This window comes from Haemophilus sp. CCUG 66565 (assembly GCF_001679495.1).
In the GTDB taxonomy this organism is placed as follows: Bacteria; Pseudomonadota; Gammaproteobacteria; order Enterobacterales; family Pasteurellaceae; genus Haemophilus; species Haemophilus haemolyticus_K.
This window is the reverse complement of sequence record NZ_LZOX01000002.1, coordinates 98,733-111,253: the sequence shown is the minus strand read 5'-3', so window position 1 is coordinate 111,253 and position 12,521 is coordinate 98,733. Positions and strand designations below refer to the sequence as shown.

14 protein-coding genes are annotated in these 12,521 nt (G+C 38.6%); all 14 read right to left on the bottom strand.

Annotated features, from left to right (window positions below; all coding sequences use genetic code 11):
- Nucleotides 1-72 precede the first annotated feature (72 nt).
- Entirely contained in the window at nucleotides 73-1,323 is a 1,251-nt protein-coding gene (gene lolE, locus A9501_RS01900) for a lipoprotein-releasing ABC transporter permease subunit LolE (RefSeq protein ID WP_065264714.1), read from the bottom strand.
- Entirely contained in the window at nucleotides 1,323-2,006 is a 684-nt protein-coding gene (gene lolD / locus A9501_RS01895; protein ID WP_065264713.1) for a lipoprotein-releasing ABC transporter ATP-binding protein LolD, read from the bottom strand. The genes lolE and lolD overlap by 1 nt, the downstream gene beginning before the upstream one ends.
- An 81-nt stretch (nucleotides 2,007-2,087) precedes the next feature.
- Nucleotides 2,088-2,729, bottom strand: coding sequence for a dethiobiotin synthase (bioD, locus tag A9501_RS01890; RefSeq protein ID WP_065264712.1), 642 nt, complete (start codon nucleotides 2,727-2,729; stop codon nucleotides 2,088-2,090).
- A gap of 9 nt (nucleotides 2,730-2,738) precedes the next feature.
- The gene (gene bioC / locus A9501_RS01885; RefSeq protein WP_065264711.1) at nucleotides 2,739-3,521 is read right to left on the bottom strand and encodes a malonyl-ACP O-methyltransferase BioC; all 783 of its coding nucleotides are present in this window, start codon (nucleotides 3,519-3,521) and stop codon (nucleotides 2,739-2,741) included.
- Nucleotides 3,509-4,156, bottom strand: a complete 648-nt coding sequence (locus A9501_RS01880; protein WP_065264710.1) for a DUF452 family protein — start codon at nucleotides 4,154-4,156, stop codon at nucleotides 3,509-3,511. The genes bioC and A9501_RS01880 overlap by 13 nt, the downstream gene beginning before the upstream one ends.
- 9 nt (nucleotides 4,157-4,165) lie before the next feature.
- The gene (gene bioF / locus A9501_RS01875; RefSeq protein ID WP_065264709.1) at nucleotides 4,166-5,308 is read right to left on the bottom strand and encodes an 8-amino-7-oxononanoate synthase; all 1,143 of its coding nucleotides are present in this window, start codon (nucleotides 5,306-5,308) and stop codon (nucleotides 4,166-4,168) included.
- An 8-nt stretch (nucleotides 5,309-5,316) separates the two neighbouring features.
- Entirely contained in the window at nucleotides 5,317-6,606 is a 1,290-nt protein-coding gene (gene bioA / locus A9501_RS01870; protein ID WP_065264862.1) for an adenosylmethionine--8-amino-7-oxononanoate transaminase, read from the bottom strand.
- A gap of 22 nt (nucleotides 6,607-6,628) precedes the next feature.
- Nucleotides 6,629-7,810: a lipoprotein-releasing ABC transporter permease subunit gene (locus A9501_RS01865; protein ID WP_065264708.1), complete on the bottom strand. Its 1,182-nt coding sequence runs from the start codon at nucleotides 7,808-7,810 to the stop codon at nucleotides 6,629-6,631.
- Entirely contained in the window at nucleotides 7,810-8,757 is a 948-nt protein-coding gene (locus A9501_RS01860; RefSeq protein ID WP_065264707.1) for a 2-hydroxyacid dehydrogenase, read from the bottom strand. The genes A9501_RS01865 and A9501_RS01860 overlap by 1 nt, the downstream gene beginning before the upstream one ends.
- A 54-nt stretch (nucleotides 8,758-8,811) precedes the next feature.
- The gene (locus A9501_RS09880) at nucleotides 8,812-8,943 is read right to left on the bottom strand and encodes an IS3 family transposase (RefSeq protein ID WP_083071877.1); all 132 of its coding nucleotides are present in this window, start codon (nucleotides 8,941-8,943) and stop codon (nucleotides 8,812-8,814) included.
- Nucleotides 8,944-8,971: 28 nt separating this feature from the next.
- Entirely contained in the window at nucleotides 8,972-10,927 is a 1,956-nt protein-coding gene (locus A9501_RS01855; RefSeq protein WP_065264706.1) for a site-specific recombinase, read from the bottom strand.
- A gap of 116 nt (nucleotides 10,928-11,043) precedes the next feature.
- Nucleotides 11,044-11,163 carry an IS3 family transposase gene (locus tag A9501_RS09875; RefSeq protein WP_083071876.1) on the bottom strand — a complete coding sequence of 40 codons (120 nt, stop codon included), beginning with the start codon at nucleotides 11,161-11,163 and terminating at the stop codon, nucleotides 11,044-11,046.
- A 41-nt stretch (nucleotides 11,164-11,204) separates the two neighbouring features.
- On the bottom strand, nucleotides 11,205-11,555 hold the full coding sequence (locus A9501_RS01850; RefSeq protein ID WP_257006472.1) for a transposase: 351 nt from the start codon (nucleotides 11,553-11,555) through the stop codon (nucleotides 11,205-11,207).
- A gap of 111 nt (nucleotides 11,556-11,666) precedes the next feature.
- A complete protein-coding gene (kdsA, locus tag A9501_RS01845) occupies nucleotides 11,667-12,521 on the bottom strand; it encodes a 3-deoxy-8-phosphooctulonate synthase (RefSeq protein ID WP_005629022.1) in 855 nt (284 codons plus the stop codon).

The window sequence follows — 12,521 nt, the reverse complement described above, 5'->3', positions numbered from 1 at the left end:
TTTCATATAAGTCATTAAAAGCAGATTCTTACAATATTAAAAATACCGCACTTTCATGCGGTATTCACAAAATTAATGGCTACTTAATACTTGGGCTGGTTGTAATTTAGCGGCCCTACTTGCTGGATAAAGACTAGCAATTAAACTCAATGCAAGCGCTGCAACTAAAACCATCAAAACATCCAACCAATGTAACTCGCTTGGCAAAAAATCGACAAAATACACATCGCCCGATAACAATTTCTTACCAATAACCCACTCAATGCCTTGAATAAAGATTGTAAGATTTAATGCAAGTATAATGCCTAACACAATACCAATTAAGCAACCTTTCATTCCAGCCTGTAAGCCATACCAAATAAAAATACGTTTAATGAAAGCATTATTCGCTCCAAGCGTACGCATAATGGCAATATCACCCTGCTTATCTTTTACCGCCATAATCAGCGTAGAAACGATATTAAAACATGCTACCCCAATCACGAGCACCATGGCGATGTACATCACTGTTCGAATAAGTTGAATATCGCGATACATATAACCAAATTTACCAATCCAGTTTTGAATATAAAGCATCTGCGGATAGTAGTTAAGCATAGATAAATCCAAATTTTTCACAGAAAAAGGATCATCTAATTTCAATTCAACACCTGTTATTTGATCAGGTTTATAAGTTAAAAATTCTTGTGCTTGAGCAAGCGGTAATAAAGCATAACTATAATCAAGTTGTCCATCTAAACGTAAAATTGCAGTGACTTGCACTCGTTCACGAGTTGGTTGAGCAAGTTGTTCATCGCCGTTTTGCTGAGAAATAAGTAAAGTAACCCAATCACCCGCTTTTACATCAAGTTCTCTAGCAATCCCCGATCCCAAGACTAATCCGCCTTCTTTACCAAATTTATCCCAGCCTTGCTCTTGTACGAAATTACCAAGAGAGCTCACTCGTTCTTCTGCTTGTTTTTCAATGCCCTTCACCTGAACTACTTTCAGTTTTGAGCCATTTTCTACCAATGCAGTAAAACTAACAAAAGGGGAAATACCTTTAATTTGGGCATTTTGTTGTAAGCGTTTTTCCAAATTTTGCCAATGATGAATGGTTGGCTCCATCGCATTGGGCGCTGATAAAATCTCTGCGTGGGGAACCACTGCAAGAATTCGTTGGTTAAGCTCACGCTCAAAACCATTCATCGCACTTAAGCCAACAATTAAAACGGCAACACCCAGCGCAATACCGATAGCTGAAAATTTTGCAATTAATGCAACCAAAGGATTTTTCTGCTTGCCACGTTGATAACGCCAACTAATAAAAAACGGCGTATTCATCACACACCTTCCTTCAAAATACCATCTTGCATCACTAAACGGCGTGATAATTTTTCAGCAAGCCCCATATCGTGAGTGACTAATAAAAAGGCAATATTTTGTTCTTGATTAAGTTGTTGAATGAGTTCAAAAATACTTTCTGTGGTTTTATGATCCAAGTTACCTGTCGGTTCATCCGCTAAAACTAACGATGGATTATTCACCAAAGCTCGTGCAATCGCCACACGCTGACGTTCCCCACCAGAAAGCGCAGATGGACGATGCGTAATTCTATGGCTTAATCCCACCGCACTTAACATTTTTTCGGCACGATCTTTCGCTTCTGTTTTATTTTGATGACCAATCAACATCGGCATCATCACATTTTCAAGTGCAGTAAAATCCGCCATTAAATGATGGAATTGATACACAAATCCTAAATAACGATTACGCAAAGCAGCTAATTCATCAGCCGATGCTTTTTGCAAGGATTGTCCATTAATAAACACTTCCCCACTACTTGGCTGATCAAGTCCTCCTAAAGTGTGCAATAACGTACTTTTCCCTGAACCAGAACTTCCCACAATCGCAACCAACTCAGCGGGTTCCATAGAAAAAGAAACGCCTTTTAATACTTGCGTTTGATTTTCCCCCTCTTGATAAAATTTATTGATGTTTTCGCATTTTAATAAATAATTATTCATTTTTTACTCGTTTTAACCGCACTTTAGCGGCAGATCATCTCATTAAAAACTGGCGCGAGTCTATCACACTTTTCTCTGAGCTTAAATTTCAATGCGCCCAAAGCATTCAAATCCCGTTTCAGGAAAATATTTTTTAAGATAACGTTTTAGATAGCCCTGTGTCTCTTGACTAATGATAGGATCATATTCTGGATAACCGTTATACATTACGCTTAACACTGACACCCCATGAGAACGACAGGCCTCTAAACTTAATAATGTGTGGTTAATACTACCTAATTTTCCCGATGTCACTAAAATCAAAGGGTAATTGTTTGACTGGATATAATCTAACGTCGTCGCATCGTCACAATAAGGCACCATTAATCCTCCCGCTCCCTCCAACAATACATAATCATATTTTTCTGCCAAAAGTGCGGTGGATTTTTCAATAATTTTTTCATTAATTTCTCGCCCTTCGAGCTTTGCCGCTAAATGAGGAGAACAAGGATATTCAAAAAGATAAGGGCAGGTATCGCCTTGTAAATCTTCTTCCGTCAAATCAATCCCTTGAATCTTTCGATGTACAAGCAAATCATCAGCAATATTTTTACAGCCTGTTTGAATCATTTTTTGTGTAATAACGGAAAAGCCTTGTTCCATCAACTTTTTAGCATAAATGCCTGTTGCAACTGTTTTACCTACATCGGTATCAATGCCCGATACAAAAATAACCTTACCCATAAATAGTCCTTACTGATTTCCAGCATGAGAATAACGTGCGATAAAAAACAATGGATGATAAGTTAACCGCACTTTACCCGATGGCAACCTAAAAGCCTGTAAGTAATCATCAATAAATTTGTTAAGATTTTTTCTCGTCCAATTTTTCTGGTTAGTCGCTGTTACACCGGTATATTTCAGATGTTTGAGTACATCTAATGGTGTATCAAAGTCTAGTATTACATTAAAATCGTCACACCATAAAAGCTCAAAATCATTGGCTAACCAATTTTGCCATTGAGATAAATTCGGATAACTTAACCCCACATTCGTCATTTGGCGAATCTCTTTTAAATTATCTTCACCAAAGCTCGTCATCGCCAATAAACCGTTAGGTTTCAATCCTGTTTTACAATGGGAAATAAAATTCTCAGGATGATGGAACCACTGCACTGCTGATGCACTTGCAATCAAGTCAAATCGTCGTTTAAAAGGAAAGTTTTCCGCATCGCCACAAGAAAAATCAAAAGGTTGAATCAGCTTTTCAGCGAGTAGAGAGCGCACATCGCACAAATCATTAAATAACCAATAATTGGCTGAAATCTGTTTTTGCAACAATGAACTCAACATACCAGACCCGCAACCGAGTTCCAATACACTATCTAATGACCCATTCGGTAAATAGTCTTGCAAATGCATCATTAACTTATTATTCATTTTTTGTTGAATTAACGCATGTTCATCATAGCTATTTAAGGCTTTTTGGAAAGCTTGTTGAATACGCGATTTATTTACGGAAGTTAATGATTCCATAATGCCGACCAGTGGGTAAATCTTGAAAACACATAATGTTCACCCTCTATTTCCTGAACCGCACAACGCGATACCCAATATTGGTGCTGATTAGCTGGCGTAAAAATTTTATCGCGAGAACTAACCCATGCATTTGTCCAGTGAATAAGATCTGTGCGCTTATCCTGCTGAATCATCGCAAAAAGTACGGTGAGTTCTTGATGAATTTTGTTAAATGGTCGTGCAAAAAATTGTTGATAACGTTCAAAAGATATTTTGTCACCACAAATTCTACGTTCAAACTTTGAACGAGTATTTTCTGTGAGATTATCTAACGTGCCTTTAAAAATAGCATAGGGAATACCAAAGCTATCATCACAAGGTAAACCTGTGCCATTCACTGCTGTGGCAGATTGTAAGGTGATTCCTTGTAATACTCGCTCCGCCACCCAAACACCCATTGACCATGCCACTACACGAATTTGCTGATAGGCAGAAAAATCAAAATCTAACTTCAAATCTTGATAATCATAGCAAATTAATAAATCATGATCTGTTGGCAAAATCAAATGAGCCACAGCATCAAGAGGTGTTCCCCAGCCAGCAAAATAAACTATTAAATGCTCACCTTGATGATCATAAAATTTCGTTTTCACATTATTTCCTTATAAGCATGCCACAAACTGTTTTACTTCATCCATTGTCATATCTGCCGTCAAAGACAATCGTATTCTGGATGTACCTTTTGGTACTGTCGGTGGTCTAATCGGCAAGCAATAATAACCTTGCTCTTGCAGATCTTTCGCCTTGGCAAGGGTTGCTTCGTTCTCACCTAAAATATAGGGAACGATGCAAGTTTGGCTTGGCATTATTTGCGTTCTATGCTCCACTTCTTGGCGTAAAAATGCACTTAACTGCTCAAGATGCGTTCTTTCTTTTGAAAATTGTAGTAATCGTTCAAAAATAAAATGAGTCCAAGCTACATTAAACGGCGGAAGCGCGGTTGAAAAAATCAATGGACGCATTTGATTAATCAAGCACTCTTTTAATATTTTATCACAGACGACATAAGCCCCCATTGAAGCTAAGGCCTTGCCAAAAGTGCCAACCAACAAATCTATATCAGCTATCGCATTAGCTCGTTCGGCAATACCTAATCCGTTTTTACCGTAAACGCCTATTGCATGGGCTTCATCCACATAAAGATAAGTATCTGGAAACTGTTTTTTTAATTGAACAAGATACTTCAAATCAGCTACATCGCCATCCATACTAAAAACGGACTCTGTCACAATAAAAGTGCGGTCAAATTTTCCGGCATTTTTTTCGAGCAGACTCTTTAGATGTTCATAATCATTATGACGATAACGAAAGAACTCACATTGGCTTAAACGAATGCCATCAATTATGCTCGCATGCACTAATTTATCTGCCAAAATTAAACTTTTTGTTGTGGTCAAAGCCGGTAAAATACCAAGATTGGCGTGATAGCCACTGTTAAATAATAAAGCGCTTTCTCGTTGGAAACGTTGAGCAATTAGCTGCTCGAGATCGGTATAAATAGGAAAATTTCCCGTTAATAAACGAGACGAAGAACTGGTAAAAGAAGGGAAATTATCGCCATATTGCTGTAAAAAAGACTGGCGCAAGTTTTCATTCGATGCCAAACCTAAATAATCATTAGATGACATATTCAGCATTTTGCGATTTTCTCGCGTAATATATCGTCCTTGATGAACTAAGTCTGGAATTGAACGATATTGATTTTGCGCGCTAAGCTGTTCCAGTTGCTGTTTAAAAGCATCCATTTTTTATCCTAATGTTCATATTCCTGCGTTAAAGCCAGAATCATGCCTTCCGTTAATTTATGAAGTTCATCATCTTTAATCACAAATGGTGGCATCACATAAACCAGTTTACCGAAAGGTCGAATCCAAACACCTTGTTCCACAAAACGTGGAACTAAAGTTTTCATATTTACCGCACTTTTCATTTCAACCACCCCAATTGCCCCTAATACGCGAACTTCTTTTACATAATCTTTTTCAGCTAAAGGTGAAAGCTGTTGTTTTAAGGAAGATTCAATTCGCTGAATATTTTGCTGCCAAGGGCTTTCCAACAATAAACAGATAGATTCTGTCGCAATTGCACAAGCCAACGGGTTTGCCATAAAAGTTGGCCCGTGCATAAAGCATTTAGCCTCACCGCGACAAATAGTTTGCGCAATTTCAGTGGTCGTAATGGTTGCCGATAAAGTTAAATAACCACCGGTTAAGGCTTTACCGATACACATAATATCTGGCGAAATCCCAGCATGCTCGGCAGCAAATAATTTCCCTGTGCGCCCAAAACCTGTAGCAATTTCATCAAAAATTAGCAATACACCATATTGTTTACAAAGCGCTTGCGCTTTCACCAAATAAGTTGGCGAATAAAAATACATACCGCCCGCACCTTGCACGATAGGCTCTAAAATAAGTGCGGCGATTTCGCGACCTTTTTTCTTAAGTAAATCAGCTAAAGGTTCAATCACACAATCATTCCAAGATTCATTAAATGGAATATTGGGTTGAGGAAGAAAATATTGTACGGGCAGGCTATGATGAAATAAATGATGCATACCTGTGGTTGGATCACACACCGACATCGCATTCCAAGTATCACCATGATAACCAGAACGAATAGTGGCGAATTTTTGCCTTTGTACTTCCCCTTTAGCGTGCTGATATTGAATAGCCATTTTCATCGCTACTTCCACAGCAACAGAACCACTATCAGCAAAAAAGATCTTATCTAATCCATTTGGCAAAATTTGTACCAATAATTGGGCTAATTCCACCGCGGGTTCATGGGTAAAACCGCCAAACATAATATGGCTCATTTTTGCCAACTGATTCTGTGCAGCCGCATTTAAACGAGGATGATTATAACCATGCAACGCCGCCCACCAAGAAGACATGCCATCAATCAAACGACGGCCATCTTTTAAGGTTATCATCACGCCATCAGCACGTTCTACCGCATAAAGCGGCATATCAGAAGAAACTGAAGAATAAGGATGCCAAATATGTTGTGTATCAAAAGCTAAAAGTGATTGTTCATCCATCATTCATTTACCATTAAAAAACTTATTCGTATCGCAAGGCAGCGGCAGGTTCTACTTTCGCAGCTCGATAAGCGGGATAAAGTGTAGAAAGTAAAGAAAGCAACAAAGAAAATCCAATGACAAAAATCATTTGAACAAAGGATAATTCTGTCGGTAAAAAAACACCTTGTGGATTTACCGCACTTACAATGTCTGTTAAATTCAACGTGACTAAAACACCCAAAATAGCACCGAGCAATGTGCCAACAAATCCCACCAGTAATCCTTGATAAATAAACACTGAACGAACTTGGGATTTTGTTAAGCCCTGAGTTTGCAAGATCGCAATTTCCCCTTGTTTATCCACCACCATTAAACTTAATGAGGTCACGATATTGGAAATCGCCACGACAATAATCAAACTAATCAGCAATCCCATCATATTTTTTTCCATTCTCACCGCTTGGAAAAACTCACCTTTTTGTACACGCCAATCCGTGATTTTTTGTGTTGGGAAATGTTGTGGGAGTTCTGTAATTTGGAACGGATCATTCAGAAATAAACGATAGCCCTGCGCTTGCTGCGGTTGAATACGCATTAAGCGACCAATATCTGTAATATTAGCGAAGGCTTCATAACTAGATGCTTCGCCATAATCATAATAAATATCGCTAACAGTAAATAAACGCTGCATTGGCACCCGACCGAATGGTGTATATTGGCTATTTTCCGTAATCATCAAACGGATTTTATCCCCAACATTCACTCCCAGTTTTTGCGCAAGTTGATCACCAATGACCAATTTAAATTCACCGGCAGGTAAAATTTCATTAAATTTAGTCTGATCAAAAGATTCAACCAAAGGATCATCAGAAAATGATTGAATACCAATGATTTGTCCTGCACTCACGCCCTTTGTCGTTTGATAAATCACATTTGTTGTATTGATCGGCACCGCTTTTTGGACAAAGTGCGGTAAATTTTCTAATGTTTTTTCTGTAGAAATAGGCTGTTCTTCACTCACAATCGCATGAGGAATGGAAGATAACACCTGTTGTTTTTGGTAACCTTCTAATCCATTCATCACAGAAAGCACGATGATCAATGCCATCACACCTAGCACAATCCCCAGGCTTGCAAGATTAGTCACTAATCGCCCAAAACGATCAGCGCTTTTTGCACGCCAATATCGCAAGGCGACGTATAAAGAAATAGGTAAATTCATTATTTTTGATTTAATTGTTGAACAAAATCTTCAATATTTTGCGCCACTTTTTTCGTTAGCGTGGTTACCGCACTATCACTCGCCCAAGCAATATGAGGTGTGATAATTAAATTAGGCATAGTTTTTGCAGCTAAAATTAACGGATTATCTTTTTCTGGTGGCTCTTTTACCATTACATCCAAAGCTGCTCCGCCTAAATGCCCCGTTTTTAACGCATCAACTAAGGCAAGTTCATCAATCAAAGGCCCACGCCCTGTATTAATCAAAAATGCCCCTTTTTTCATTTTGGATAAGGCTTCTGCATTCATTAAATTCTTGGTTGTTTCAGTTAATGGGCAATGCAACGTCACAATATCCGCTTGTTTTAATACTTCATCAAAGGGTGTATAACCTTCACGGCAAACAGTGGCATCTTTGTGTTCTGCATAAAGCACCTTCATTCCCACGGCATTAGCCAAACGTCCCACTTCTGACCCTAAGCAACCTTTACCAAATACGCCTAATGTTGAACCACGCACATCTGTAATTGGGTAATCAAAATAACAAAATTGTTTACTTTCCGACCATTTTGCTTCCGATTGATCGCGTAACCAACCTGCCAAGCTATGTTTTAAAGCGAAAATTAATCCCATGACATGTTCTGGCACCGTTGTGCTGGAATAACCTGTCACATTGCGCACAGCGATGCCCATTTCTTCTGCAGCCACAAGATCAACATTATTTGTACCAGTTGCAGTAATCGCAATCAACTTTAACTTAGGTAATTGTTTTAACGTTTTTCGATCAAAAATGACTTTGCTCGTAATAACAATATCAGCATCTTTCGCTCGTTCAATCGTTTCGGCAGAAGAAGTATGCTCATATTCAGTCCAAGTATGCGCAAAACTTGGACGAGGAATAGGGATATGTTTAGGGATAGCCGTACTATCTAAAAAGACGATATTCATCATTTCTACTTTTATATACAAAGTGATCTGCCCCCCAAAAGTTGGACAGATTAGTTAACTTAAATATTGAGCTCGGTATTGCTCTGGGCTCAATCCTTTGAAAGCAAGTTTAATTCGTTTTTGGTTGTAATACACTAAATATTCTTCAATTTCAGCCTGTAATTCAGCGATTGAGTGATAAGTCAGAGAGTGGGGTGCTGATCACTTAAGCCGATTATTTATCTAATTGAACAGGAAGAAATAAGCTTAATGGACGTTTTTTCACAATTTGACAAACTTCATACCAAATTGGCCACCAGCTATCAATTTCTGCATTCAAAGAACGCAATGCAACCCAAAGCGTTAATGAAAAACTGACAATTAAATTAACTAAACCAATCAACAATACAAAACCAATGCATTGTAAAAGCAATGAATAGGTAAATTGTCCGCTCACTGCAATATAGCCTACATTCGCAGATGAAAATGCCACATGACGAATATCTAACGGAAGGTGCATTAAGTAACCTACCACACCTGTAATCCCAAGCAACATACCAAAGCAAAGGTTACCGATAAGAGAGCCATAATTCTCATGCATATAATTAGCAAATTTAACGCGAGATTTCTCAGACATTAATTTTTTCAATAACGGATGTTGGGTTAAACGCATACGCATATTCAAATAATTGCTGCGGTTATCAAAATAACCCGAAATAATCCCTGAACAGAATAACCATACACCCGCAATGGCTGCAAACCATAAAGTTCCCGCAAAAGGATCAATGCTATGCAACTGATAAGCGATTTGATCAGCATTCATCAACAGCTCACCTGTTTTATATTGGTAACCAAACGCAATCAATGCAGCCAATCCCATCGCAATAAGTACATTACCTAGCACCGCAATACTTTGAGAGCGAAATACATCCACTAATAATTGGGCTAATTTCATATTGACGGTTTTACCTTGAGGCGTTTTTTCAACTGCTTCAGCAAAGCGAGCGGCTGTCATGGCTGGCTGTTTGGTTGCCACCGTGAAATGCAACATAAAGATCACCATGAAACCTAAGCCGTAATTCAAGCCTTCTGCAACGCCCTTCCAGACTTTATCATCAATGATGCTGCCTAGATAGGTTTTAAATAACGCCATCAGTGCAATTAATACGCCACCACCTGCGGCAGAATAAAACATTGCCCAATACTCTTTTTTATCTCGAGTAATATAATGCTCACCATGATCACCTGCATTCTGTGTAACACTACGAGCCATTAATCCGGAGCTTTGTTTCCATAGTCGAGAAATACTATGTCGCTCTGCTGCTGCACGGGCAAAACAACCGGTTAATAACAATATTCGGCGTGGTAAATAGCGATTTGAAACAAAAATCGCCATCAAGGTTTCTAATCGTTCTAAGGTCTGAGAAAGACGCTCCAATAAATAAGCCGTATTTAAAGAAGAACCCACCACTGCTCCACGTTTTTGCAAACGCTCAACCAATTTTTTACATTGGCTAAACATTACCTGTAAATGGCTATCATCAAAAACGGTTGATTGGCGGCGAGCCTGTAACCAATTCACCACTTCATGGTGCAATGCCACAAAAGGGGAATCAGCATTCAACAGAGAGGGCTCCATTCGCATCAGCTCAGGATCCATATCTTCAGCCGCAATCCAAATTGAAAGCATCTCAATGGCAAATAATCCTTCACTTTCAATATGATTTTTTAAACGTTCCCGATCTTTTTGTTCTGTATAACGGGTTAAAACGCCAAATACGCCTCGCCACGTTTTTAATGGGACGGCATCAATCCAGCGTGCATCATTTTTATCGCTAAACAATAAATAAAAAATATCACGTAAATCATTAATATCTTTAAAAGAGGGGTTAAAACGCTCATAAATACGCGTTTTCATTTCCTGTCCAAAACCGCCACGTGTAAGAATACCGCTACTAATAAACAACGGGTAAAGACGTAAACCACATAACCAACCACATAATAATTTCGAAACAGAACAGCCTAATTCTTTATCGTTCTTTAAGATAAACTTAAACAAATGCAAGGTTGGAGAAATTTTTTCTGTAGGGCTATTACGTAATAATTGGCACAGCCCTTCCACAAGACCAAAGGCATCGTTTTCCGCCACTTTGTTACGCAAAAATTGCGGTAAGGTATCGATTTTAATCATGAGCTTCCGCCTCATATCGTTTATATTCAAATGCGTGACATTATACAGCGCTGTTGGATAAAGTAAAAATTAGCGGAAAAAGCGATCTGCCCCCCAAAAAAAGTTGGACAGGTTAGTTAACTTAAATATTCTTCAATTTCAGTCTGTAATTCAGCAATTGAATGATAAGTACGAGAATAAAAGCACTCTGATTTTAATATTGCAAAAAAACTTTCAAAAAAGCTTGAGCGAGGCATTTTAGCCACATGAAGTCAATCATTTAACGCGTGGTTTGGCTTTAATCTTTTAATGATTTTTCTTTTTTCTGTCGTTGTTTTTGACGGTCGAGCGCCTCCAACTCCTTTAGATAAGCAATCTCCGCACGAGCCAAGACGAGCTCTCGTTGTAACTTTTTAAACGCTTTAGGTGAAAAGTCTGTAGTTTCTGGAATTTCAATGTCTTTCTTTTTCATCTTTGACTTCACTATTTTCGGTGGTTGAAGGGTTGTATGAGGCGATTTTACGCCATCAAGCCCTCTTTCCCGAAATGCTTTTAGCCAATAAATGACGAGAACGTGGGAAATTTTATGAAGTTTAGCCACCTCACGGATACCATAATCCTGTTCGGTGACCAATTTGATAATTTTCAAACGAAATTAATAAGAGTAGGACATAATCTGCACCTCAAAATAGGTGTCCAGGTTTTGGGGTGCAAATCAAAGTGCGGTCAAAATTAACCGCACTTTTGCTTAAATATTTTCTTAGATTGAAGTATCCAATTCTGGGAAAGATTTTACTAAATCATCAATCGCTTTCATTTGAGATACAAAACCTTCAAGAGCAGAAAGAGGCAATGCAGAAGGTCCATCACATTTCGCTTGATTTGGATTTGGATGCGCTTCTAAGAATAAACCTGCAATTCCTACCGCTAAACCAGAACGCGCGAGTTCGGTCACTTGTGCGCGACGGCCACCTGATGCAGCCCCAAATGGATCACGGCATTGAAGTGAATGGGTTACATCAAAAATAACTGGGCTACCCTTAGATGCTTTTTTCATGACGCTGAAGCCAAGCATATCCACAATTAAATTATCGTATCCAAAGTTTGTACCACGATCACAAAGAATGATTTTATCGTTACCACATTCTTCGATTTTTTCCACAATATTACCCATTTGACCAGGGCTTAAAAATTGTGGTTTTTTCACATTAATCACTGCGCCTGTTTTTGCCATCGCTTCAACGAGATCTGTTTGACGCGCCAAAAAGGCGGGAAGTTGAATAATATCGACAACATCTGCAACAGGCTGACATTGATAGATTTCGTGTACATCGGTAATAATTTTTACACCGAATGTATCTTTTAATTCTTGGAAAATTTTTAATCCTTCTTCCATACCTGGGCCACGGTAAGAATGAATAGATGATCGATTCGCTTTGTCAAAAGAAGCCTTGAACACATAAGGCACGCCCAATTTTTCCGTCACTTTCACATAGGCTTCGCACACTTGCATTGCCATATCTCGGCTTTCAAGAACGTTCATTCCGCCAAAAAGCACGAAAGGTTTGTCATTTGCAACATCAATATTGCCAATTTTTACAATTTTATTTTGCAT